Source organism: Flavobacterium bernardetii (assembly GCF_011305415.1).
Lineage (GTDB): Bacteria > Bacteroidota > Bacteroidia > Flavobacteriales > Flavobacteriaceae > Flavobacterium > Flavobacterium bernardetii.
The window spans coordinates 240,241-265,225 of sequence record NZ_JAANOQ010000005.1 but is presented as its reverse complement, the minus strand read 5'-3'; the positions used below and the strand labels follow the sequence as shown (position 1 = coordinate 265,225).

18 protein-coding genes are annotated in these 24,985 nt (G+C 31.9%); 7 read left to right on the top strand and 11 right to left on the bottom strand.

From position 1 onward, the window contains the following. Positions 1–22 precede the first annotated feature (22 nt). The 4 genes from G6N05_RS10995 to G6N05_RS10980 all read left to right on the top strand — a co-directional run bounded on the left by G6N05_RS10995 (position 23) and on the right by G6N05_RS10980 (position 5,093). Positions 23–2,128, top strand: coding sequence for a M13 family metallopeptidase (locus G6N05_RS10995; protein WP_166128742.1), 2,106 nt, complete (start codon positions 23–25; stop codon positions 2,126–2,128). A gap of 57 nt (positions 2,129–2,185) precedes the next feature. After that, positions 2,186–2,560, top strand: coding sequence for a ribonuclease P protein component (gene rnpA, locus G6N05_RS10990; protein WP_166128908.1), 375 nt, complete (start codon positions 2,186–2,188; stop codon positions 2,558–2,560). 64 nt (positions 2,561–2,624) lie between these two features. Further along, the gene (locus tag G6N05_RS10985; RefSeq protein WP_166128738.1) at positions 2,625–4,259 is read left to right on the top strand and encodes a S41 family peptidase; all 1,635 of its coding nucleotides are present in this window, start codon (positions 2,625–2,627) and stop codon (positions 4,257–4,259) included. A 12-nt stretch (positions 4,260–4,271) separates the two neighbouring features. Next, positions 4,272–5,093: an OmpA family protein gene (locus tag G6N05_RS10980; RefSeq protein WP_166128735.1), complete on the top strand. Its 822-nt coding sequence runs from the start codon at positions 4,272–4,274 to the stop codon at positions 5,091–5,093. Positions 5,094–5,430: 337 nt separating this feature from the next. Here the strand turns inward: G6N05_RS10980 and G6N05_RS10975 are convergent, their stop codons facing one another. From G6N05_RS10975 to G6N05_RS10955, 5 genes are all read right to left on the bottom strand, one after another. Then, entirely contained in the window at positions 5,431–5,874 is a 444-nt protein-coding gene (locus tag G6N05_RS10975) for a GNAT family N-acetyltransferase (RefSeq protein WP_166128731.1), read from the bottom strand. Between the two features lie 151 nt (positions 5,875–6,025). Beyond that, positions 6,026–7,003, bottom strand: a complete 978-nt coding sequence (locus G6N05_RS10970) for a DUF4837 family protein (protein ID WP_166128727.1) — start codon at positions 7,001–7,003, stop codon at positions 6,026–6,028. 158 nt (positions 7,004–7,161) lie between these two features. Next, positions 7,162–8,886 carry a lytic transglycosylase domain-containing protein gene (locus G6N05_RS10965; RefSeq protein WP_166128722.1) on the bottom strand — a complete coding sequence of 575 codons (1,725 nt, stop codon included), beginning with the start codon at positions 8,884–8,886 and terminating at the stop codon, positions 7,162–7,164. 380 nt (positions 8,887–9,266) lie between these two features. After that, complete coding sequence (locus G6N05_RS15780; RefSeq protein WP_166128718.1) at positions 9,267–10,427, bottom strand: T9SS type A sorting domain-containing protein; 1,161 nt, start codon at positions 10,425–10,427, stop codon at positions 9,267–9,269. A gap of 63 nt (positions 10,428–10,490) precedes the next feature. After that, a complete protein-coding gene (locus G6N05_RS10955) occupies positions 10,491–11,678 on the bottom strand; it encodes a phosphoglycerate kinase (RefSeq protein ID WP_166128715.1) in 1,188 nt (395 codons plus the stop codon). A gap of 102 nt (positions 11,679–11,780) precedes the next feature. Between G6N05_RS10955 and G6N05_RS10950 the strand changes: the two genes are divergently transcribed. Further along, entirely contained in the window at positions 11,781–12,938 is a 1,158-nt protein-coding gene (locus tag G6N05_RS10950) for a DNA polymerase III subunit (RefSeq protein ID WP_166128712.1), read from the top strand. 58 nt (positions 12,939–12,996) lie between these two features. Beyond that, positions 12,997–13,374 (top strand): DoxX family membrane protein, encoded by a 378-nt coding sequence (locus tag G6N05_RS10945; protein ID WP_166128707.1) that lies wholly within the window; start codon positions 12,997–12,999, stop codon positions 13,372–13,374. 71 nt (positions 13,375–13,445) lie between these two features. Here the strand turns inward: G6N05_RS10945 and G6N05_RS10940 are convergent, their stop codons facing one another. From G6N05_RS10940 to G6N05_RS10915, 6 genes are all read right to left on the bottom strand, one after another. Further along, the gene (locus tag G6N05_RS10940) at positions 13,446–15,722 is read right to left on the bottom strand and encodes a helix-turn-helix domain-containing protein (protein ID WP_166128703.1); all 2,277 of its coding nucleotides are present in this window, start codon (positions 15,720–15,722) and stop codon (positions 13,446–13,448) included. A 59-nt stretch (positions 15,723–15,781) separates the two neighbouring features. Continuing rightward, positions 15,782–16,333, bottom strand: a complete 552-nt coding sequence (locus G6N05_RS10935; RefSeq protein WP_166128700.1) for an OmpH family outer membrane protein — start codon at positions 16,331–16,333, stop codon at positions 15,782–15,784. 297 nt (positions 16,334–16,630) lie between these two features. Further along, the gene (locus G6N05_RS10930) at positions 16,631–17,479 is read right to left on the bottom strand and encodes a class I SAM-dependent methyltransferase (RefSeq protein WP_166128697.1); all 849 of its coding nucleotides are present in this window, start codon (positions 17,477–17,479) and stop codon (positions 16,631–16,633) included. 129 nt (positions 17,480–17,608) lie between these two features. Continuing rightward, a complete protein-coding gene (gene mnmG / locus G6N05_RS10925; RefSeq protein WP_166128694.1) occupies positions 17,609–19,480 on the bottom strand; it encodes a tRNA uridine-5-carboxymethylaminomethyl(34) synthesis enzyme MnmG in 1,872 nt (623 codons plus the stop codon). 81 nt (positions 19,481–19,561) lie between these two features. Next, positions 19,562–19,981 (bottom strand): rRNA maturation RNase YbeY, encoded by a 420-nt coding sequence (ybeY, locus tag G6N05_RS10920; RefSeq protein ID WP_166128691.1) that lies wholly within the window; start codon positions 19,979–19,981, stop codon positions 19,562–19,564. After that, positions 19,974–23,291 (bottom strand): DUF4175 family protein, encoded by a 3,318-nt coding sequence (locus G6N05_RS10915; RefSeq protein WP_166128687.1) that lies wholly within the window; start codon positions 23,289–23,291, stop codon positions 19,974–19,976. The genes ybeY and G6N05_RS10915 overlap by 8 nt, the downstream gene beginning before the upstream one ends. A gap of 177 nt (positions 23,292–23,468) precedes the next feature. On the opposite strand from G6N05_RS10915, the gene gltX reads away from it, so the two are divergent. Next, positions 23,469–24,971 (top strand): glutamate--tRNA ligase, encoded by a 1,503-nt coding sequence (gltX, locus tag G6N05_RS10910; protein WP_166128684.1) that lies wholly within the window; start codon positions 23,469–23,471, stop codon positions 24,969–24,971. Positions 24,972–24,985: the final 14 nt, after the last annotated feature.

Genomic DNA, 24,985 nt, shown 5'->3' with positions numbered 1-24,985 from the left:
AACAGACAAGTTACTAAACCTTATGAAAAACAAAATTTTAATATTGAGTGCTCTACAGCTAATTGTACTTTTTCAAAGTTGTTCCATTTCAATTGGAGCAGGAAAAGATGGACTACCAGGAAAAGATGGGTTACCAGGAGAAGCAATTAATTCAAAAAAATACGGAATTCATACCGAGCATATGGACGCTTCGGTTAAACCAAATGATGATTTTTTTAGATATGTAAACGGAACTTGGTTAGACAACACAGAAATTCCAGCCGACAGAACGCGTTGGGGAAGTTTTGATGAATTAAGAAAAAACACGGATGACGATGTAATGGCTATTTTGAACGAAGCTGTTGCGAATAAAAATTTAGATCCAAAATCAGATCAAGCCAAAGCTTTAAACTTATACAAAGCAATTTTAGATACCGTTTCTAGAAATAAATTAGGAATTACACCTATCCAACCCTACTTAACAAAGATAAATGCTGTTAAAAACAGTGGTGATTTAATGAATCTTTTAGTAGACACAAAAGCTGATGCTAGTTTAGGTTTCTTCAGTGCATTTGTTAGTGCTGATGCTAAAAATAGTAATAAAAACGTGGTATATGTTGGAACTGGAAGTTTAGGTTTACCAGATAAAGATTACTACATGTCTGACAAACCAGACACCAAAGAAAAAAGAGAAAAATACGTGTTACATGTTGCTAAAATGTTCGGTTATTTAGGTATGGATGCTAAAACAGCTTCTGACAAAGCAACCAGAGTTTTAGCTTTCGAAACTTCTCTTTCTGAACCAACTTTAGACAGAGTTGAAAGACGTGATAGAAGAAAAACCTACAATCCAATGTCTGTTGCTGATTTACAAAAAATGGCGCCATCAAACAATTGGAAAACGTATTTTGAAAAATCTGGTTTTACTAGTTTAGATTCTGTTGTGGTTTCTCAACCAAAATACATGACGAAATTAGATGAAATTCTTAAAGAAAATAAAGTTGAAGACTGGAAAGCTTACATGACATGGACACTTTTACGTTCTAATGCTGACGAATTAACTACAGAAATTGAAAAAACAGATTGGGATTTTTATAGCAAAACTTTATCTGGAGCCGTAAAACAAAGACCTGCAACAGAAAGAGCATTAGCGACAGTAAATGGGGTTTTAGGTGAAGCTTTAGGAAAACTTTATATTGAGAAAAAATTCCCAGCAGAAGCGAAAGCTAAAGCAGAAGCTATGATTGCCAACGTTTTTAAAGCGTATGAAAACAGAATTAATAATTTACCATGGATGACACCAGCAACAAGAGCCAATGCCATCGTGAAATTAAAAAAATTCAGAGTAAAAATTGGTTATCCTGATACTTGGAAAGATTACAGCGAATTACAAATTAAAAGTCCTGAACAAGGCGGAACTTTACAAGAAAACTCTCTAGCAATTAGCCGATGGAGCAATAAAGAAAACGTTTCAAAACTTGGAAAACCTGTAAATAAAGAAGAATGGGGCATGTCGCCACAAACCGTAAATGCATATTATAGTCCTACAAACAACGAAATTGTTTTTCCTGCAGCGATTTTACAACCGCCTTTTTACGATTATAGAGCAGACGAAGCGGTTAATTATGGTGGAATTGGTGGTGTAATTGGTCATGAAATTTCTCATGGTTTTGACGATTCAGGTTCAAGATACAACGCAGAAGGAAACTTAATCAACTGGTGGAGTGAAGAGGATTTAAAACAATTTACTTCTTTAGGAACAGCTTTAGCAGATCAATATTCTGCTTTACAGCCTTTACCAGGAATTTATGTAGATGGAAAATTCACTTTAGGAGAAAATATTGGTGATTTAGGTGGTGTAAATGCTGCGTATGACGGTTTACAAATTTATTTGAAAGAAAAAGGAAATCCTGGATTAATAGATGGTTTTTCTCCTGAACAACGTTTCTTCCTTTCATGGGCAACCATTTGGAGAAGTAAAATGCGTGATGAAGCCATTAAAAATCAAGTGAAAACAGATACACATTCGCCAGGACAATACCGTGCGTATGTGCCGCTTCAAAATATTGAATCTTTCTACAAAGCTTTTGGTATTAAAGAAGGAGACAAAATGTATATCGCTCCTGAAAAAAGAGTGAAAATTTGGTAAAAAATCTAAAACCATCTTGCTAAAAACAAGATGGCTTTTTTTTTATACATTTGCGGCATGCAATTTTCTTACCCAAAAAACGAAAAACTTAAAAGCCATAAAACAATTGACCGCTTGTTTTCTGAAGGAAAATCCGTGTCGAAATATCCGCTACGTTTGGTTTATGTGGAGAACACCGATGAACATAATTCGGAAAAAGTATTAATGGGCGTTTCTGTATCTAAAAAATATTTTAAAAAAGCCGTTGACCGAAATTATTTTAAAAGAGTTTTGAGAGAATGCTACCGTTTAAACCAAAATTTATTGAAAGAAAACTTAAGCAAACCCTACGCTTTCATGTTTTTTTATCAAACCAAAGAGAAAATTTCTTATCAAGAAATTGAAGAAAAAACCATTCAATTGTTTCAAAAATTTAAGGAAACTGTGAAGTAAATCACAACTTTGGATTGGTTTTTGAAGATTTTAATTAAATTCGTAAAAAATTAAACTACAACTCATGGGTTTTTTAAATAAAAAGAAAGTAATTATTCCAACACTTGCGGCTGGATTTTTATTTATTGCAGTAAGTTTTCAAAATGATTTTTTTGCCTTAGCGAAACAAATTGAAATTTTTACAAGCCTATATAAAACTGTTAATCAGAATTATGTAGACGAAACTAACGCTGGAAATTTAATGGACGTAGCTATAAAAAGCATGTTAACCGAGTTAGATCCTTACACAGTTTACTTTGACGAACAAGATGTGTTGAAATTTAAAATCAACAACACCGGAGAATATACTGGAATTGGCGCAATGATTACCCGAAAAGACGATAAAATTATTTTAAAAGAAATCTATGAAAACATGCCTGCTGACAAAGCGGGTTTCAGAGCTGGTGATATTATTATTCAAATTGGTGATGTCGTTTTAAAAGATTTTAAAGACGATGCTTCTCAATTGCTAAAAGGCGCTAAAAACACCAAAATTGATATTGTCTATTTCCGACAAGGAGTTGAGAAAAAAGGACAAATCGTTTTAGATGAAGTAGAAATAAAAGCGGTTCCATATTTTAAACTTTTAAGTGATAAAACAGGTTATATTGTATTGCAAAAGTTTAACGAAAAAGCATCAGCAGAAACAAAAGCGGCTTTATTGACCTTGAAAGAGCAAGGTGCTACCAAAATTATTTTAGATTTAAGAGACAATCCGGGTGGTTTATTGCACGAAGCGGTAAATATTTGTAATTTATTTGTCGCAAAAGACGAAGTAATTACGACGACCAAATCTAAAAACACAGCTCATAATCATATCTACAAAACAAAAAACACTCCAATTGATACAGAAATTCCATTGGCGATTATTGTAAATGATAGAAGTGCTTCTGCTTCAGAAATTGTTTCTGGTGCATTACAAGATTTAGATAGAGCGGTAATTGTTGGAAACAGAAGTTTTGGAAAAGGATTAGTACAACGTCCATTTAACTTAAGTTACGGAACACAAGTAAAAGTAACTATTTCCAAATATTACACACCTTCTGGAAGATGTATACAAGCCACAGATTACAGTAGAAAAGACGCTAACGGAAAAGCAATAAAGACTTCAGAAAAAGAATTTAACGCCTTTAAAACGAAAGGCGGAAGACCCGTTTATGATGGTGGTGGCGTTTTACCAGATGTAGAAATTGCCGACATGAAAAAAAGTGCAATCAGTTTAAGTATTGCTAATTCTGATGCTGTTTTTGAATTTGCTAATATCTTGTTTTACAGAAATCCGTCTGCGAAAAGTGTTTCTAGTATTTCTGATTCGGAATACAATGAGTTTAAAGCGTATTTAAAGAAAGAAAAAGTGGAAATCAGCACCAATATCGATAAATCTTTAAAAAACCTTTTAGAAGCGGCTAAAAAAGATAAAATTGATGGTGATTTATCTGTTGAAATTAAACAACTAGAAACTGCGATTGAAAAATCTAAAGACAAAGAATTAGATAAAAATAAAGACGAAATCAAACGTTTGCTTTTGCAAGAATTATTATTGAGATACGGTTACCGAACTGCATTTTACGATTATGTATCTACTAAATATTCCGATGTTTTAAAATCGCAACAAATTTTAAATAACCCAACAGAATATAATAAAATTTTAAAAAAATAATTAAAAAATAAGATGAAGAAGCTAGTATTTGCCCTATTATTACTTTCAACATTTCTTGGTTTTTCTCAAGAACAAACTGTTCACTCTATTTATTTCGATACTGATGTTCGAGAAATAAAACAACTTCAATCAGATGGAGTAGTACATTTTTTAAGCTTAATTGATACCACACGTTTAGAAAGCGTTTCTATTTATGGTTATTGTGACGATGTAGGAAAAGTAGATTACAACTACAAATTATCTCAAGACAGAGCCAATAGCGTGAAAACCATGCTGGTAAAAAAAGGCGTGAAATATAAAATTATCGTAAAAATTGAAGGAAAAGGAAAAGTAATGATCGACGAAGATTTGGAAGATAATGTTCCAGATGCCCGTTCTAAAAACCGTCGTGTAGATGTGGTTTTAAATTTCAAACCTTTTGTGGTGGAAGATTTACACATTCCAGGCTTATATTCTACAATTAGAAAAAACGCTTTAGTTGGTGATCGTGTGTATTTAGATAAATTACTTTTTGATGCCGGAAGCAGTAAATTAAAGGAAAGTGCCAAAAAAGAATTAGATAAAATTACCATTCTTTTAAAAAGATTTCCAAACTTAAACATTGAAATTCAAGGTCACGTTTGTTGTACACCAACCTTCCATAAAGAAGCGATTGATAGAGATACTCGAAAACGAGAACTTTCTAAAAACCGTGCTGAAAGAGTTTACAAATATTTACAAACTCGCGGAATTGGCAAAGCAAGATTAACTTTCAAAGGCTACGGTAATACACAACCATTAAATAAAGGTTCAGAATACGACCGAAGAGTAGAATTAGTAATTACGAAGATTTAAAATTCTTATAATAAAAAAATTAAAAAATATCGTTTCAAACACATGAAACGATATTTTTTTAACAATTTTTATGGATAATACGTAAAATAAAAGTTAAAATAAAATATAAATTTGAAAAGCTTAGTTTAAGTGTTGATTTGATTTTATAACTTAAAAATAACGCCATGAAAAAGAAACTTATCCTTTGGAGCATAATTCCAGCTTTATTATATGCTTTGGTGTGTTATTATAAAATTTCGAACAACAACAAAGCTTTTTATATTTCGTTAAGCTGTTTTATTGTTTTTTTTATCTTATTATTTTACAAAATTTACATCTTTCACAAAGAAGATTGAATTTAAACTTTCCTCATTTCAATATGCGGAATATCATCTTCTAAATAACTTTCGCCAACGGCAACAAAACCATGACTTTCGTAAAATTTCAGCAAATACAATTGTGCAGAAATGGTAATGTTCGTTTCATCAAACAATTCTTTTATTGTAGCAATAGAAGCTCGCATTAAATCGTGTCCTAATTTTTTATCTCGATGCGATTCTTTTACAATCACACGTCCAATCGAACTATCGGTAAAATAGTCATTGGGTTTAAAAAGTCGGGAATACGTAGCCAAAACACCTTCGTAATAACCTAAAACGTGAATCGCTTTCTCGTCTTTGCCATCAATGTCTTGATAGACGCAATTTTGTTCCACTACAAACACTTCTGAACGCAATTGTAGTATTTGGTATAGTTCTGTTGTAGAAAGTTCTTTAAATGGCTTTATTTTGAATTGTATCATATTTGATTGTTTTAAACACATAGACACATAGTTCTATTTTTTCTTTAAGAATAGTTTAGTCCCGAAATTTAGGGAACACATAGTTTGTTTTACTATGTAAAGCGAAGCTTCTCAATTCAATTATTTTTCTATGTTCCTATGTGTTTTTATTTTATAATATTTTCGTCGATTTAATAATCGCTTCCATTTCAAATAGTAATTCTTTTTTGGAATGTACTGGATTGTAGGCAAAACCATCTATAATAATAAATCTTTTGCGTTTGTTGTCTCTAATAGCGAAATTCACATAAGGTCCATTCATGAAATCTTTATGAAATTCCCAATTCCCTCTCATTTCGTAAGCTAATTTGTTTTGAATTTCTGTAGTATGAAAACTCGGATAATACGCTTGTTCTGTAATCATATAACTTCCCTCTGTTTTTCCTAAAACATATTTTTTGGAAACTTGATTTCTGATAAATAAACTATTAGTTACCATGGCGTTTTTATTGTATAAAGCCGAAAAACTTGCGGTATAAATTAGCATGTTGTTATAACCGGAACCGACTTCTTTTCGCAACCACAAAAAGTTTTCACCTTGTAGACCTTTTTTATATTCTGTTGGAATTTGAATGTCTACCGAAAACTGCTTTTTAATTTGTTTTTGCAACTTCGTATTGATTTTGTTTTTAGATAAAATCAAATTAATCTCCGAATTATAAAACGTGTTCATAATTTCTTTAGATGCAAGTTGCAGTTGGTTCAATAAAATTTCTTGGTTTTTCCCTTGAATCGTATAAATATTCTGATTTTCAGCATATTTATTTTTCACATGTGTAGTTTGTGTTTTAAAACTCGAAGAAAGTATCAAAATGTTTCTTGAAACCTTCGCATCTGAAGGAAAATAATTGGTATGAATAGGCATTAATGTAAATACCGATTCACAATCGTGCAAACCAGTAATTGGAGCGGCAAATGTTTCTCTAATTTTTTCACCTACTTTTCCATTCCAAAGGGATTGTGGAATTAAAACGGTAACCGAATTCTGATTCAAATACGGATTTTTAGCCACAAGCTCTTTTTTCTCTTTTTCGTTTTCAAAACAAGAAAGTAAGCAAAAGGAGATAAGTAAAAGAATTGTTTTTTTCAAGGGGTGATTTTTAATGAGGCTAATTTAAAAATTATTACACAAAGATTCACAAAGAAAGCCACAGAGTTAAACAAAAAAAGAAAAACCTTTGTTAAAGCTTATTTTTACTAATAAAACTTTGACAAAGGTTTTCGAAAAACTATATAACTTATTTGTTGTTAACCTTGAATTTTTAATTTCATTCCTGGTTGAATGTTGTCTGTTTTTAAATCGTTTTTCTTTTTTAAATCATCTGCCGTTAAATTTGGAAACTTTCTTGTAATTGAAAAAATAGAATCTCCTTTTTGAACGATGTAATAATCTTCTTTAATGTCAATTTTGCTTTTCGCATCAGCGTATTTGTTTGTAACTGGTTTTTTCACCGCTTCACTAGTATTTGCTTCTGTATTTTCTGCAACAGCAGTTTCTACATTTGCTTCAATAATTTCTGTTTTCTTCTTCGGTTTCTTAATCACTTCATTGACCGTAACTTTTTTCGTAGTTTGTATCACTAAACTTTGTCCGGCGTTAATAGTGCTTCCTTTGATGTTGTTCCATTTTCTTAAATCTGTAATAGAAACATTGTTTTTATCCGCAATTACACCAAGTGATTCGCCTGATTTAACTTTATGATAGTTTTTACTAACGACATCTTTCGTACGTTTTTTGATAACTTCTTCGTATTCCGTAGTATCGTTGTTTTTAATTTTGAAATTAGAAGCCACCGCTATAGAATCTTTTTTGGCAATACTATCACGTTTTCTTAGTTGAGCCAATTGAATATTGTTGATTTTCTCTTGTTCTAAATACGCTAAATACCCATAAATTTTTTCTTCATTCGAAACAAAAATTCCGATTTTATTTTTCGGTAAACGCAAGTAAAAATGCTCATTACCTATAGAAGGAATGTATTTCGATTTGTAAATCGGATTTAAATATTCTAATTGTTCTTCAGAAATATCTAATAAATCAGATAATTGTTTGAAAGTCATGGCTTGTTTCACCATAACCGTATCTGTTTCTGCATATTTCATTTCTGCTTTATGAGGCACTAATCCGTGTTCTTTTTTGAACTCGTAAATGTACATCGTAGCTAAAAACGCTGGTAAATAATTGGCAGTTTCTTGTGGTAAATATTTTCTGATTTCCCAATAGTCTGTTTTTCCACCAGAACGTCTGATCGCTTTAGAAACATTTCCTGGTCCGCAATTGTACGACGCTAAAACCAAACTCCAATCGCCAAAAATTTCATACATGTTCATCATATAATGACAAGCAGCTTCAGTTGATTTTATTGGATCATGACGCTCATCAACATACGTTGTGATGTCTAATTTATATTGTTTACCAGTAGCTGGCATAAATTGCCATAAACCGCCCGCACCAACTTTAGATTTGGCTTTCGGTTGTAATGCAGATTCTACAATCGCTAAATATTTGATTTCTAACGGTAAATTGTATTTTGATAATTTTTCTTCGAAAAGTGGGAAATAATATTCCGCAATTGCCATTTGTCTTTCAAAACTTTTGGCTCTGTTTTTTAAGAACGATTTGATTACGTTTTCTAATGCAGGATTGTACTCAATTACGAAAGGTGATTGCACATCTAATTTGTGTAAACGTTTTTTAAGTAATTCTGTATCTAAATCATAAGACACTTTTTCATCAATGTTCATGTTTTCAATATCAAAAAACATTTCATTTGACAAAGTCGCATCCGATAATTCTTTAGTCCATCTTTGGTCGATACAAGCACTGGTTTCGTGGTTGTTAAACGTTTTTTTAAGCGAATCTAAGTACGAAACTTTAGGTTCAAAAAAGGTGGGTTTTGTTTCAATATTTTCCTGTGCTAACACTCCGTTTGAAAACAGAAAACCAGCTGCAAGTACAATTAAATTCTTCATTTATTTATATGTTTTTTCTCCATAACTACCGGAGCATTTTATCTAAATCATTAGTATACAATTACTTGTATGAACGCAAATATATTTTATTTATTGTTAAACACCCAACTTTTAACGTTTAAATTTCCGTTTTAACGTTTTTTTTAGAATTTTGGCGACATATTTAAAAACCCCTCAGGAATTTTAAACTCTTGAAGGGTTTTTGTTTTAAATAGAATTATTTTTAACCCAAAAAAGCCGCAATCCAATACAAAGTTTTGCCTTCTAACATTTCTAACATTGCGCCACCACTAGTAGAAACTGGTTTTTTTATCTATTAATCCAATTATAATGGATTTTATTTTTAGAAAAACAATCCATTATAATTGAAGTAAGAATAGTTACATTTTAATAATTTTCTTTATGATATTTCCTTTTTCATTACTGATATTTGCAAAATATATACCCGATGCATAATTATTGATATCTAATATTAGGTCAGTATTATTAGTGTTTTTTGACTCAAAAACAACATTACCAGTAATATCAGAAATCACTATTGAGTTTATATTGTATCCAGATTTTATATTCACTATACTTGAAGTAGGATTGGGATAAATGGATATTTCATTATCAATTCCAAACTCTTCTGTTCCAAGAATTGTTATGTTGTCATTTTTTAAAATTTTCCCTGAATCACCAACTACTATAGCTTTTGATGCAGATAGCATTCTCACGTCTCTTAAATGTGAAGTTAAGCCTGAGTTTTGCAAATTCCAAGTCACACCACCATCGTTAGTAAATAAAATTTTTCCACTTAGTCCAACTGCTAAACCGTTATTAATGTCAAAAAAATGAACCCCTTGTAAATGTGCTGTACTGTTTGTTACAAGTAGTGTCCAAGTTAAACCTCCGTCAATAGTTTTTACAATTTTACCATTACTACCAACAGCATAACCAACATTTGTATTAACAAAACACATTTCTGTTAATGAAGTTGTTGCATTTACAACACTCCATGAAACCCCACTATTTGTAGTTCTTCTGATTCCAGTACTTTCTCCAATTATCATTCCGATTGTCGGACTAATAAAAACAATATCATTTAATTGCTCGGTAGTACCCGAATTTAATACGGTAACACTTGTGCCTCCATTTGAAGTTTTCCAAAGAACACCTCCTGTTCCAACAAAGTAAGCAGTTGTGCTATTAGTTGCAGAAACTGCCCACAACGAATTTGATGTTGGTGGTGTGAAATTTGCCCATGTATTTCCTCCGTCTATTGTCTTTGCCATTGAGGTACCAACAACTGAAGCTGAATAGCCAAAAGTATTGTCAACAAAACTAAAGTCTCTAATTTTTTGAGTAGAAAGAGTAGTCCATGATGCACCACCATTAGTTGTCTTTCGTAAATTAACAAATCCACCACCACAGTATCCTAGTTGTGAATCAACAAAGTGTATTGCATCTATTTCACCTGTTGTTCCAGAAGGTACTACAGTCCATTGTGCTAATGTTGGCAGACTAAATAAAGTGATTAATCCTAAAGTAATTTTTTTCACTATTCTATTTTTTATGATTTTTAATTTTAATAAATATTTATCAATATAACTATTCCTTTTTTACTACTTCAAAATAGCCGCAATTCCAGGTAACGTTTTCCCTTCTAACATTTCTAACATCGCACCACCACCAGTAGAAACGTAGCTCATTTTATCTTCTAAACCGAATTGTTTTACTGCAGCAACGCTATCACCACCACCTACTAAAGAGAAACATCCATTTTTAGTTGATTCTGCAATAAAATCTCCTAAAGTAATCGTTCCGTTAGCGAAAGCTGGTAATTCAAACACACCAATTGGACCGTTCCAAAGGATAGTTTTCGAACTTAAAACCACTTCTTTTAATTGTTCTAAAGTTTTCGGACCAGCATCTAAACCTTGCCATCCAGCAGGAATTTCAGCCACATTTACAATTTGTGTATTCGCGTCATTTGAAAACGCATCAGCAGCCACAACATCAATTGGCAAGTGAATTTTCACGCCTTTTGCTGTCGCTTGTTTCATGATGTCTAAAGCCAATTCCATTTTGTCATCTTCACAAATAGAATTTCCAATGTTGCCACCCATCGCTTTGATGAAGGTAAATGTCATTCCACCACCAATAATCATGTGGTCGACTTTATCTAAAATGTTTTCGATAATCGTAATTTTAGAAGAAACTTTACTTCCTCCAAGTATTGCTGTAACTGGTTTTTCAGAGTTTTTCAATACTTTATTGATGCTTTCAATTTCTTTTGCTAATAAAGCGCCGAAACATTTATCATTCGGGAATTCGTTAGCAATAATTGTGGTTGAAGCGTGTGCTCTGTGCGCCGTTCCAAAAGCATCGTTTACATACACATCACCTAAACTCGCTAATTCTTTAGAAAAACCAACATCTCCCGCTTCTTCTTCCGCATAAAAACGTAAATTTTCTAACAATAAAATCTCTCCGTTTTGTAAATTGGCAGCCGCTGCTGTAGCGATTTCACCTCTACAATCTGAAGCAAATTTTACTTTTTTTCCTAAAACTTCTTCAATTTTGTAAACGATATGACTTAACGAATATTTGTCTTCTTTTCCTTTTGGTCTTCCTAAATGCGACATTAAAATTACCGAACCACCATCGTTTAAAATTTTATCGATTGTTGGTTTTACTGCTTCAATACGATTCGCATCTGTAACTTTAAAATTTTCATCTAAAGGCACATTAAAATCTACACGGATTAAAGCTTTTTTGTTGTTAAAATTGATGTCGGAAATAGTTTTCATAAATTTATTTTTTATTGTTGTTGTTTGTTTTTTCACTTAAAGAGAATTGCAAATATAAAAGTTTGATTTTAAACCAAGATAAAAATCTCTTATATTTGCTCGATGCTTTTTAACGACATACTTGGTCAAGACCACATTAAAAACTTTTTAATTACTACTGCCAACGCAGGAAGAATTCCACACGCCCAATTGTTTATTGGTCCGGAAGGTTCTGGAACGTTGCCAATGGCGATTGCTTATGCGCAATATATTTTGTGTAGCAATACTGATGGCGAAAACAATACGGGAAAATCGGCATGTAATTTAAAATTCGATAATTATTCGCATCCCGATATGCATTTTGTGTATCCGATTACGGCTACCGATGATGTCAAAGGTGATAATGTCGTAAGTGCGAATTTCTTAGAACATTGGAGAAGTTTCTTAAAGGAAAATCCGTATGCGAGTTTATTCGATTGGTATAAAAAATTAGAAATTCCTAAAAAACAAGGGATTATTAGCGTTAAAGAATCGGCGGCCATCAATAAAAATTTATCCTTGAAAGCCTACGAAGGCGGTTACAAAGTGATGATCATTTGGATGGCCGATAAAATGAGAACGGATGCAGCCAATAAATTACTGAAATTATTGGAAGAACCGCCAGAAAAAACGGTTTTCATTTTAATTTCTGAAAGCATTGACGATTTATTACAAACAATCATTTCTCGTTGTCAAGTTGTTGATTTCTTAGCGTTGCCGGAACAAGTCATTACAGAAAAATTAATTTCAAAACATCAAGTTGATGCGAATTTGGCTAAAAAAATCGCCCATCAAAGTGAAGGAAATTATAACAAAGCCTTGCATTTATTACACAAAGACGACGACGATAGTATTTTTGAAGAATGGTTTATCAACTGGGTTCGTGCTGCATTTAAAGCGAGAGGAAATGCGAGTGTTATTTCCGATTTAATTGTTTGGAGCACCACAATTGCAAAAGAAGGAAGAGAAACACAGAAGAATTTTTTACAATTTTGTATTCAATTTTTCCGTCAAGCGTTGTTGTTGAATTATCAAACGAAAGATTTGGTGTATTTAGAACCAAATTTTGAGAATTTTAAACTAGAAAAATTTGCGCCTTTTATTCACGGAAATAACATTGTTGATATTTTCAAAGAATTGGAAGATGCAATTTATCATATTGAAAGAAACGGAAACAGTAATGTTATTTTAACCGATTTGTCGATTAAGTTAACGCGATTGTTGCATAAAAAAGAAGTCTAAATTTACGAATTAAGATTTACGATTTACGAAAAAATAAACAACCTAAAATTATAAAACTATGAATGAATTTGCCCTTATTTTACTAGCTTTTTTAGCCATTACATTTTTACAATCAGGATACGATAAAATTGCGGATTGGAACGGAAATGTAAGTTGGTTAAAAGGACATTTTTCTCAAACTTTCTTAAAAAATCAAGTGCCTTTTGCTTTATTAACGGTTTTGGCATTAGAAATTGTAGCAGGAGTTCTTTCTATAGTTGGAATTGCTGAAAACCTAATGAGCGGTGCCACAAGAATGGGTGATTATGCTTGTATGGTTTCATGTGTAACGTTATTGATGTTGCTTTTCGGACAAAGAATCGCGAAAGATTACGATGGTGCAAGAACGATTGTAATTTACTTAATTCCAGCGTTGATTGGCGTGTATTGGCTTTAAAAATTTTCGATTTACGAATTGAGATTTACGATAAAAAGAAAGCTCGGATTTAAAATCCGAGCTTTCTTTTTTTATTCCAATCCCACTTTAAACAATCGCAATTCTTCCCAAGAAAAAGCATCACCGTATTTTTCTTTTAAAATACCTAAACCTTCACCATTATAATCCTTGAAAACTTCTTGCAAAGCGGCAATTTTTTCATCGGACATAATATCAGAAATGGTTAACGCTTCCATTTGAATTAATTTGGTAAAATGCGAGTAAATGGAGCTTACGGTTAATTTTCGTTTGGCTGCGATTTCTTCAAGCGATAAGTTTTCTTTCCAAAGATCTAAAGTAATTTCGATAGTGGATTTTTTGGGTTCCGTCGATTTGGCTTTTTTGGCTTTGGTTTTCTTACTGAAGGTTTCCGAATGATCTTTCTCTATGAAACCATCAATTTGCTTGAATTTTTCGGATAACGAACCAATTTTATTGATTTTATAAAACTTCATTTCGTCCGAAGACATGGTTTTTTTATTAAATTCAACACCATTGACTAAATTCTTAATCAACAACATTGATTTTTTCAATTGTAAAACGGTTTTCACTTGGATTTCTTCTAATTCTAAAAGTTCGTCGTGGAACGTTTTGACTTTTTTCAAATTACTCACTTCTGCGATTTTCAATAACAAATCAGTAACTTGATAATCTAACGTTTTGAAATAATATTGATACGCGGCTTCACATCGTTCCGCTAAAAAAGGAATATCAATGGTTTCTTGATAACAAATTTTCTGAATTTGATTGATGAATTTCTGCGAAGTATCGAACAAAGCAGCGACAATACTTTCATTTTGTTGTGCCCAAATTCGGTATTTAGACTTCTGAGAATTCGAAACTTCATCGTTATACGAAAACAAATGATTGCGCCATTCTTGAGCCAATTGTCTGAAATCAAAACTCTTACATAATTCTAAACGTAAAAAATGTTTGGTTTCTAATTCTAATGACTTTTCTAAAATCGTTTCATCGGCTTTGTTATTAGCATAATTCAGCACTTCAGTATCCGAAGAAATACCGTTTAATTGTATCGGAGAAAGTAAAATTAAGCCATTTAACGAACGAAGTCGGGATAAAGCCACATATGCTTGTCCAGGTGCAAAAACACGCGAAACATCTAGCGCAGCGTTGTCGAAAGTTAAACCTTGACTCTTATGAACGGTAATCGCCCACGCTAATTTTAGTGGATAATGACTAAAAGTTCCCACAACCGTTTCTTCAATCTCTTTAGTATCAGGGTTTACGGTGTATTTTATGTTTTCCCAAGTATATAAATCGACTTCAACAGTTTTATTTTCTTCCGGAAAATGCACTAAAATTTCTTTATCAGCTAACGAAGTAATCGTTCCGATTTTTCCGTTGAAATAATTTTTCTCAAAAGAGGTGTCGTTTTTAATAAACATCACTTGCGCGCCGACTTTTAAATCCATTTTGGGTTCAATCGGATAAATTTTTTCTGGAAAATCTTCTACCAATTCTGGAAAATACGAAAAGGTTTTTGCTTTTAATTCCGCTAAAGCTTCTTTGTTAATTTCATCAGCTTTGGCATTATGTGTTGTAACGATAATACAACCGTTATGATTTTTTATATTGAAATCGGGTTGCACGTACTGATTTAAAACTGCGATATTTTCCTTCGTAATTCTGTTATTTCGAAGATTGTTTAAAATAGAAATAAACGTTGCATCATCTTGACGATAAATTTTATCTAATTCGATATACAACGGCGGATTCTGACGAATGACTTGCGAATGAAAAAAGAACATGCCTTGATAATAGTTTTTCAATTCGTACCAATCTTCTTGTTTGATAACGGGTGGTAATTGTAATAAATCTCCTATAAATAAAACTTGTACACCACCAAAGGGTGCATCAACTCTACGAACTTTTTGTAACATAAAATCGATCGCATCCAAAACATCAGGGCGAAGCATAGAAACTTCATCGATGATTAACAATTCTAAATTTAAAAGCACTTGTTTTTTGGTAGCGTTCATTCGAAAATGTTTGCTAATCGTACTTTTGGTTTCAAATTTATGTTGATGAGAATTAGAATTAACTACTTTATAATCAGGAATAAATGCAGCAAAAGGCAATTGAAACATCGAATGAATTGTAACTCCACCAGCGTTTAGTGCAGCAATTCCAGTAGGAGCGACCACCACGGTATTTTTGTGCGAAGTGGCAATAATTTCTTTAAGAAGAGTAGTTTTACCTGTACCAGCTTTACCTGTTAAGAAAACAGATTTATTCGTCTGGTTGATAAATTGAAGTGTGTATTGAGCGGCTTTAGATAAATGTTCCACGTGGCGTATAGTTTAGATGACAAATATAAAAAAAGCCTTGATTTCTCAAGGCTTTCTTATTATTTTTTTTCTTTTGTTATTTTGTATTCTTCATTTAATTTTTTCAGCAACTTGTCTGTTAAATTATATGAATCCTTTGCATATATTACGTTTGGAGCAGCATCAGAAGTAGTAAAAATATAATCGAAACCTTCTTTTTTACCGTAAGCTTGAATGTATTTTTTCACATCACTTACTAATGAATCTTTTAAAGCTCCACCTTCTGTTTCAACTTGAGCCATAATTTGGTTTCTTTCTTGCATTAAAGCTTGCTCTCTTTGTCGTAATTCACCAGCTTTTTGTTGCGCCCAAGCTTGACCGTTTGCTTGTGCTGCTTTTTGAAAACTTTTCATTTCAGCTTCTAATTGCTTTCCTTTTGCTTCTAATGGACGACCTAATTCTTCTGTTTTTACTTTAAATTTCTCATTTTCATCAGTAAATTTTTCATATTTTTCTAATAAAACAGAAGTATCAATATAACCTGTTTTAAAATCTTCTTTTTTTGCAGTTGCAGTTTCTTGACAAGAAATCATAGCTACACCTAATGCAACTAATACTAATAATTTTTTCATTTTTCTTTTATTAATTTTTATTGAAATGAAATCCAAAAAGGAAATCGGGTTTTTTAATTTTGGTAAAAATAATAGGTTTCTTTTAAATTATTATTCTTTTTTGAAATTTTCTTTAAATATTAAAAAATTTGCCAAAAAACAAACTATAACAAAACCTTATGTGTTTTCAAAATAACGATAAATAATTACTATTAAAACTTGATTATTTAAACCACACTTACATGAAACAACTTTTTTCGGTAATATATTTCGATGTTTTAAGGATAAATCAGCTTTAAAATCGCTTTATTTTACGTTTTACTTGTTTTTAATGATATAAATGTGTGAAGAAAACTCCTTTTTAAACAATCCAGACACATTTGAAACGAATCCGATGAAAAATCCTTTTACGAAACTCATTTTTCCGTTTTTGTATTTTTCAGATAAAAGCGACACATAAAAACTATCAAACCACATTGGTTTTACTTTTTTCAATTCCATCTCCACATCTGAAAATAATTTTTTGATACTGGTTTTAGAGAAATGCCATAAATGTCGAGGCACATCATAAGCTGCCCAAAATTGTTTATAATAATTCGCATCATACGATTTGTAATTTGGAACTGCTATTATTATCGTTCCTGTTGGTTTTACAATTCGTTTTAAATTAGCAATGTATTCTTGTAAATTAGGAACGTGTTCTAAAACATGCCACATGGTAACGACATCAAAAGAATTTTCTGGTAAGGTAAAAATATCTTCTGTGAAAGTAACTCCTTTGTTAACTGCTAAATTCTTCGCATCATCATTCGGTTCGTATCCTAAAATATCCCAACCTTGGTTTTTGGCTTCCACTAAAAAATCTCCTGTTCCAGATCCAATATCTAAAAGTTTTCCTTTTTGATTTTGTTCAGATGTAATTAAAGATACTTTTCCTTTAATTGCATTTCGTTTTACTAAATGATAAATTTTTTCAAACAACGTACGTTTTCCATCCGTATGAGAAATATAATCTTCACTTTCGTAATATTTTGGTAAAACGTCTAGCGATGGAGTAGGTGTAGTTTTTAATAAATCATATTCCTTGTTATGTAACAAAGAAAAGGTTTCTTTTGAAACTGAATGATCTTTAACTATAATAAATTGGTTTTCTTCTAAAAAATTCATTTTCTATTTGGTCTTTATTTATAGGCTTTGACAAGATTGTTTCACGTGGAACATAAAAGTTACGATTTTAGATTTGAGATTTACGTAACGTTTAAATCGCAAATCCAAAATCGCAAATCATAAATATGTTTATCTTCCCATATGAATTAATAATACAGAAATATCACTTGGAGAAACTCCGCTAATTCTTGAGGCTTGTGCAATTGTAGTTGGACGTATTTTTGTGAGTTTCTGACGTGCTTCGATAGAAAGCGCTTTTATTTTATCGAAATCGTAATTATCTGGAATACGAACATCTTCTAAACGATTCACTTTATCTGCATGTACTTTTTCTTTTTCGATATAACCAGAATATTTCACTTGAATTTCTGCTTGCTCAATGACTTCTTGATCTAAATCATGTTCTGTAATATAATCAGTAACGGCTTCAAATTTTAAAATATCTTCTAAATCAATTTGCGGACGAGAAAAAACTTTAAACATTTTATCACCTTGCGTCATTAGACTAGAACCTTTCGATTCTAAAATTGGATTCGCTACAGCAGCTTTTACACTTGTTTCTTTAAAGAAAGTGACAAACTTATCTGAAGCGTCTAATTTATATTCCATTCTTTTTAAACGTTCTGGTTTAGCTAAACCAATTGCAAAACCTTTTGGAGTCAAACGTAAATCAGCATTATCTTGTCGAAGTAACGTTCTATATTCTGCACGAGAAGTAAACATACGATAAGGTTCTTCTGTTCCTTTCGTAATTAAATCGTCAATTAAAACTCCAATATAAGCTTCGTCACGTTTTAAAATTAAAGGTTCTTTTTCTTGCACTTTTAATGCAGCATTTATTCCTGCCATTAAACCTTGAGAAGCCGCTTCTTCATAACCTGTAGTTCCATTAATTTGTCCAGCGAAATATAAACCGTTAATTAATTTTGTTTCTAAAGTATGTTTCAATTGCGTAGGAGGGAAGTAGTCGTATTCAATCGCATAACCAGGACGGAAGAATTTTACTTTTTCAAATCCTTCAACAGAACGTAACGCTTTAAATTGCACTTCTTCTGGAAGAGATGTTGAAAATCCATTTACATAGACTTCACATGTATGCCAACCTTCTGGCTCTACAAAAAGCTGATGGCGATCTTTATCTGCGAAGCGATTAATTTTATCTTCAATAGACGGACAATATCTTGGTCCGATAGATTTTATTCTACCGTTGAACATTGGACTTCTGTCAAAACCTTCACGTAAAAGATCGTGAACCGTTTCTGAAGTATACGTCATATAACAAGAACGTTGTTCTGTTAATGGTTTAGTGATATCTGAATACGAAAATTTTGAAGGATTGACATCACCAGGTTGTTCGATCATTTTAGAATAATCTAAAGAACGACCATCAACACGAGGAGGCGTTCCAGTTTTCATTCTTCCTGATTCGAAACCCATTTTCAATAAATCTTCTGTAATTCCGAAAGAAGCACTTTCACCAGCACGACCACCGCCAAATTGCTTGTCGCCGATATGAATTAATCCGTTCAAGAAAGTTCCATTCGTTAACACAACTGTTTTGGCTTTAATCTCCAAACCAAGAGAAGTTTTGATTCCGACAATTTCATTACCTTCTGATAAAATTCCAGAAACCATTTCTTGGTAAAAATCTAAATTTGGAGTTCCTTCTAACATCATTCTCCATTCTTCTGCGAAACGCATTCTGTCGGATTGACATCTTGGCGACCACATCGCTGGACCTTTTGAAAGGTTCAACATCTTGAATTGGATGGCGGTCAAATCAGAAACAATTCCAGAATAACCACCCAACGCATCAATTTCACGCACAATTTGTCCTTTTGCGATTCCTCCCATAGCAGGATTACACGACATCTGTGCGATGTTTTGAAGATTCATTGTAACCAACAAAGTGGAGCATCCCATGTTTGCAGCAGCAGCAGCGGCTTCACAACCAGCATGACCCGCACCAACAACAATTACATCATATTTTTCTTGAAACATATTTTTTGTTCCACGTGAAACACATGGATTGATTTTAAAAATTTTTTGTTCCACGTGGAACAAAAAACTTAAGTTATTATATTAAAGTTCCACGTGGAACAATTTTATTTTTTCTTCTTCTTTAGTACGCATTAATAAAGCATCTTCATCAGACTTGTCTTTATACCCGCAATAATGTAAAACTCCATGAGCTAAAACACGTTTTAATTCTTCATCAAAAGGCACGTTAAAATCTTTTGCGTTATCTTCAACTCTTTCAATTGAAACGAAAATATCACCACTAATAATATCGCCTTCAGTATAATCAAAACTAATGATATCTGTTAATGTGTCGTGATTTAAATACTGCATATTAATACTATGAAGGTATTCATCATCACAAAAGATATATGAAATTTCACCTAAAATTTTATTCTCAGATTCAACAATAGTTTCTATCCAAGAAGCATAAACCTCTTCTTGTTCTAAACTAAAATCCGATTCGTAATTAAAACTAATCATTGCTTTTAAAATATTGTTGTACTTTGTTATTAAAATTGGGTTGCAAAGGTAGGCTTTGTCTGTTTAATATTTCAACACTTTTTAAATAATTTAATAGAGCAGGAGGTAAGGGTTTGTTCGTACCAAGGAAATCTTTTTTGTTAGTATTCGATTCTCTTTTGGTATCTTGACCTTGTTGTTTTAAAGCTGATTCTAATTTTAATAATTCATGATTGATCTGCAAAGCTCTATTGATATTGTCTTGAGTCAATCCTTTATTGATTAATTGCTTTTCTAAATCCTTCATTTGTTTCACAGCGTTTTGACCGTTTCCACCCATACCATTTTTCTCCAATTCGTTTTGTAACGATTCACGTAACTCTTGTTGTTCTTTGATAATCTCTAATAATTTTCCTGCATCACCTTCACCATCTTTTCCATCATTTCCTTGAGAACCGCCTTGGCCTTGCTCTCCAGGTTTCTTACCTTGTCCTGGTTTTTCTCCTTCACCAGGCTTCTTTCCTTGACCAGGTTTTGGTATTCCATCTTTGATTTTATCACCTAATCCTTTTTGTTTCGAAATAATATCTGATAATTGACTGCCTTTTCCTTTTCCTGGTTTAGGCTTTCCGGCACCACTTGAAGAAGAGGAACTCATGTTCATATCACTTTGAACATTACTTAAATAATCTGCTAACTTATTAGCAGAAGATAATGTAAATTGTTGGTGAGAAATACCTTTTCCACGATTTGTAGAAACTAGATTCTCAATAGATTTATCTAAATTATAATGGATTTCTTCCACTTCTTTTAAAACCAAATCAGATAACTTTGGTTGACGTAAAGACAAAGAAAACAAACTATCATCTACATGTTTGAATTGTGTTTTTAAATCATGTTGGTTTTTCAACAATACACTTACATTGGATTTTGAATTAGCAACCGTTTTAAATTGCTTCATTAATTTTTCTTGATCAAAAGAAAACGATAATAAGTTATCTAAGATTTGACGTAACACTTTAGCGTCTTCTTGATTGTCTTCCATTTCTCCAGACGACATCGATTCAGACATTTTTTTACTCATTTCTTTCATCTTCTGAGCAGCCGATTTCTGATTCTTTTTTGCAGATTTACTATCTTTCTTCTCTAAATTATCTTCTGCTTTTTCTTGTTCTTGATCGACATCTTTTTGATCCTCTTTATCATTTGGAATCTCCATTGGATCTTTCAATTCCTTATTTTCTTTATCTAAATCATCTAGTTCTTTTTTCAAATCCTCAAACTCTTTAGATAATTTTTCTTGCTCTTCTTTAGTTGGAGTTTCTTTCTCAGCAAGTTTGTCTTGTTTATCTGCAAGCTTATCTAACTTATCAGATAACTGTTCTGCTTTTTGTTCCACATAATAACGCTTGGTTAATTCTACCAATTGCTCTAAAGATTTTTGTTGCGTCTTTGCTTGTTGTTTTAATTTGTCTGCTTTGTCAAACAATTCTTCCTTCTCTAATTTCTTAGTCAGCTCTTCTAATTCCTTTAAAAGCTTTTCGTTTTTGGCCGCTTCTTTTTCATTCTTTTCTAAACGATTTAAAAGCTCTTGTTTCATTTCATCTTTTTGTTCTGGTTTAAATTGCTCCAGATTTTCCTTCATCTTTTCAGAGAATTCTTTCATCATTTCGTCTTGTTGTTTTTGACGATTGATAAAATCTTGAATCTTCTTTTGGTCTTTATAATCTAAGTTATCTTTTTGCTTATCTAATTTTTTTAATTTCTCTAATTCATCAAATTGCTTGTCTTGATTATCCAATGCTTTTTGTAAACTGTTGATGTTCGATTGCTGTTCTTGTAACGATTTTTGCTCTTTTTGTTCTTGAGTTAACTCAGAATGAGAAAAAACAGAAGATTTTGATGATTTTAAACCATTAACTACATCATTATCAAATACTTCAAAGTAATAATCGTAATTTATACCTTGTTGTAAAACAATTCCATCAGGAAACGAATACACAAACTGATCTACAACCTTACTTTTTAAAACTAAACCTTTTCTATACACAACATTTGGTTTGTTTTTATCGTAATAAACAACTTGTAATTTAGACAAACCATAATCATCAGAAACTTGTCCGATAATTACTTTTTGTTTTAATTTTAAACTATCCGGAGTTTCCGTAGCAGAAATACTTGGAAACTGATCTTTTAAAATCGTTAATTTATATTGTAAGTTTTCGTGGTTTTTTAATTGTTTGTTTGAAATCGAAATTTGATAATCGGTGTTATTTACAATTCGTTTCGAAAGAGTAAATTGATTATTACTTTTCGAAAATAAAGTTGACAAAGAATCTTTCTTGAATTTAACTTCGGTTGTAGCTAATGTATTCAATTTCCAAGTTACGATAGTTCCTTCTGGAAGAACAGCATTTCCAGTTCCTTGAATAACTTCTGGTTTCTTTCCTAAATATTTCGGAAAATTCAATTGCATCGTGAACGAAGAAATCGTTGGAACGTTAACCACATTCAACACATAATCGGCAGAAGTAATTTCATTCGATTTAAAATGAAAAGAAATATCCTTTTGAACATTATCAAATTGGTACGTAAAATTTCCTGGAGACGTGTTTTCTAAAAAATATTCTTCGTTGTTAATAATAATAGAAGCGTTTTGAGGAATCACAGTTCCAACTGTTTTAACTACCAACTTGAACGATTTGTTTTGTTCGACGTTTAAATTGTTGGAATTAATCTCAAATTTAAAAGCGGCTGGTTTTTCGAAGTTCTTATCGTAATGAACAACTCGTGCAAAACTTTTAGAAATAATATCTGAATTTCCAGAGATAAAAAAGAACAAAATAAACAACAAAGGAATTAACGCAAACGGTAAATACTTTTTGTTTTTATTGAAATTAATAGCGTTCGAAAACGGAATCGGTTGTAAACTATTTGCTTTTTGTTCGATAGAAGCTAAAACCAATTCTGTAGGAGTTGCTGTGTTGGCTAATTGTAAAAAATTTAGCAACTTGTCTTTGACTTCGTCGAAATGTGTTCCAATAATTTTTGAAGCTTCTGTATAGTCTAAACCTTTTTGAATTTTAAATAATTTGAATAACGGAAGTAAAATGAATTTGGACAACAAGAAAACTTGCACGCTAATAAACAACCAAAACAAAATGGTTCTTCCTTGAGTGGAAAACCAAAGAAAATATTCAATCAAAAAAGTGAAAATAAAATACAACAAGCCAATAGCAATAAAAAGAATTACTCCTTTTATCAACTCATTGGTGTAAAACTTCTTGATAAAACCTTCCAGTTTATCGTAAATTAGTGCTTTCTTCTCCAAAATTGTTAATCAATTGTTTATAACTGATAAAATTACAAAAATTTTAAGCAATTAGTCAAGAGTAAAAAGTTAATAGTTGTATAAAATGTTAATAATGTGATGAAACAGAAAAAAAACTTCCAACTTCTAACTCCTAACTTCCAACTTCCTTTTATCTTTGCCAAAAAAATTACAACAATGTCAAAACCAGTTAGAGTACGATTTGCTCCTAGTCCTACAGGACCTTTACATATTGGTGGTGTAAGAACCGCGCTTTTTAATTATTTATTTGCCAAAAAACACGGTGGAACTTTCTATATTAGAATAGAAGATACAGACCAAACTCGTTTTGTAGCGGAAGCAGAAGCTTATATTTTTGAAGCTTTAGAATGGTTAGGAATTGCACCTGATGAAACCATTGGAAAGAATGAAAAATTTGGACCTTACCGTCAATCGGATAGAAAAGAAATGTACAAACAATATGCAGATGAATTAATCAATTCTGGTTCGGCGTATTATGCGTTTGATTCTTCTGAGAAATTAGATGAATTACGTAAGCATGCAGAAACAGATGGTAAAACATTTATTTATAATCATACGGTTAGAGAAACTTTAGATACTTCTTTAAATATTTCACGTGAAATTGTAGAAGCAAGAATTGCAAATGGAGAACATTATGTCATTCGTTTTAAAACTCCAGTTAATGAAACGTTGCATTTACAAGATATCATTCGTGGTGAAGTAAATTTTGAAACGAATTTATTAGACGATAAAGTTTTGTTTAAGTCGGACGGAATGCCAACGTATCATTTAGCGAATATTGTTGATGATCATTTGATGGAAACTTCGCACGTAATTAGAGGTGAAGAATGGTTACCTTCTATGCCATTACACGTTATGTTATACCGAGCATTTGGTTGGGAAGCGCCAGAATTTGCACATTTACCTTTGATTTTAAAACCTGTTGGTAATGGAAAATTAAGTAAGCGTGATGGAGATAAATTAGGATTTCCAGTGTTTCCTTTAGAATGGAAAACAGCGGAAGGAACTTCGAAAGGGTATAAAGAAGCAGGATTTTTCCCAGAAGCAGTAATTAACTTTTTAGCTTTATTAGGTTGGAATGACGGAACGGAACAAGAAATATTTTCATTAGCAGAGTTAGTAGAAAAGTTCGATTTAAAACGTATTCATAAATCGGGTGCGAAGTTTGATCCAGAGAAAAACAAATGGTTCAATCACCAATATTTACAAAAACAAACGGATGAAAGTTTAGCAGAAGCATTTAAAGTTATCTTAGAAGAAAAAGGAATTTCAACATCATTAGATATTACAAGAGTAGTTGCTTCCATTAAAGAACGTGCGAATTTTGTAACGGAACTTTGGGATTTATCAGATTACTTTTTTGTGGCACCAACATCGTATGATGAAAAAGCTGCAAAAAACTGGAAAGAAGAAACTCCGGAATTAATGAAACAAGTAATCGAACAATTACAAAATATAGAAGATTTCACTTCACTAAACATTGAAACCCTTTTAAAAGAATGGATGACTTCAAATGAAATTGGAATGGGTAAAGTGATGCAACCTTTAAGATTGAGCTTGGTTGGTGCATTAAAAGGACCGCATTTGTTTGATATTATTGAAATGATTGGTAAAGCAGAAACGGTTAGCAGAATAGAAAAAACGATACATACTTTATAAAAAAAAAGCCCTGA

What these genes read in the sequence shown, in the direction of transcription:
- G6N05_RS10995 (WP_166128742.1), top strand. Translation starts at nt 23, where the DNA reads ATGAAAAACAAAATTTTAATATTGAGTGCTCTACAGCTAATTGTACTT.
- rnpA (WP_166128908.1), top strand. Translation starts at nt 2,186, where the DNA reads ATGCAATTTTCTTACCCAAAAAACGAAAAACTTAAAAGCCATAAAACA.
- G6N05_RS10985 (WP_166128738.1), top strand. Translation starts at nt 2,625, where the DNA reads ATGGGTTTTTTAAATAAAAAGAAAGTAATTATTCCAACACTTGCGGCT.
- G6N05_RS10980 (WP_166128735.1), top strand. Translation starts at nt 4,272, where the DNA reads ATGAAGAAGCTAGTATTTGCCCTATTATTACTTTCAACATTTCTTGGT.
- G6N05_RS10975 (WP_166128731.1), bottom strand. Translation starts at nt 5,874, where the DNA reads ATGATACAATTCAAAATAAAGCCATTTAAAGAACTTTCTACAACAGAA.
- G6N05_RS10965 (WP_166128722.1), bottom strand. Translation starts at nt 8,886, where the DNA reads ATGAAGAATTTAATTGTACTTGCAGCTGGTTTTCTGTTTTCAAACGGA.
- G6N05_RS10955 (WP_166128715.1), bottom strand. Translation starts at nt 11,678, where the DNA reads ATGAAAACTATTTCCGACATCAATTTTAACAACAAAAAAGCTTTAATC.
- G6N05_RS10950 (WP_166128712.1), top strand. Translation starts at nt 11,781, where the DNA reads ATGCTTTTTAACGACATACTTGGTCAAGACCACATTAAAAACTTTTTA.
- G6N05_RS10945 (WP_166128707.1), top strand. Translation starts at nt 12,997, where the DNA reads ATGAATGAATTTGCCCTTATTTTACTAGCTTTTTTAGCCATTACATTT.
- G6N05_RS10935 (WP_166128700.1), bottom strand. Translation starts at nt 16,333, where the DNA reads ATGAAAAAATTATTAGTATTAGTTGCATTAGGTGTAGCTATGATTTCT.
- G6N05_RS10930 (WP_166128697.1), bottom strand. Translation starts at nt 17,479, where the DNA reads ATGAATTTTTTAGAAGAAAACCAATTTATTATAGTTAAAGATCATTCA.
- mnmG (WP_166128694.1), bottom strand. Translation starts at nt 19,480, where the DNA reads ATGTTTCAAGAAAAATATGATGTAATTGTTGTTGGTGCGGGTCATGCT.
- ybeY (WP_166128691.1), bottom strand. Translation starts at nt 19,981, where the DNA reads ATGATTAGTTTTAATTACGAATCGGATTTTAGTTTAGAACAAGAAGAG.
- gltX (WP_166128684.1), top strand. Translation starts at nt 23,469, where the DNA reads ATGTCAAAACCAGTTAGAGTACGATTTGCTCCTAGTCCTACAGGACCT.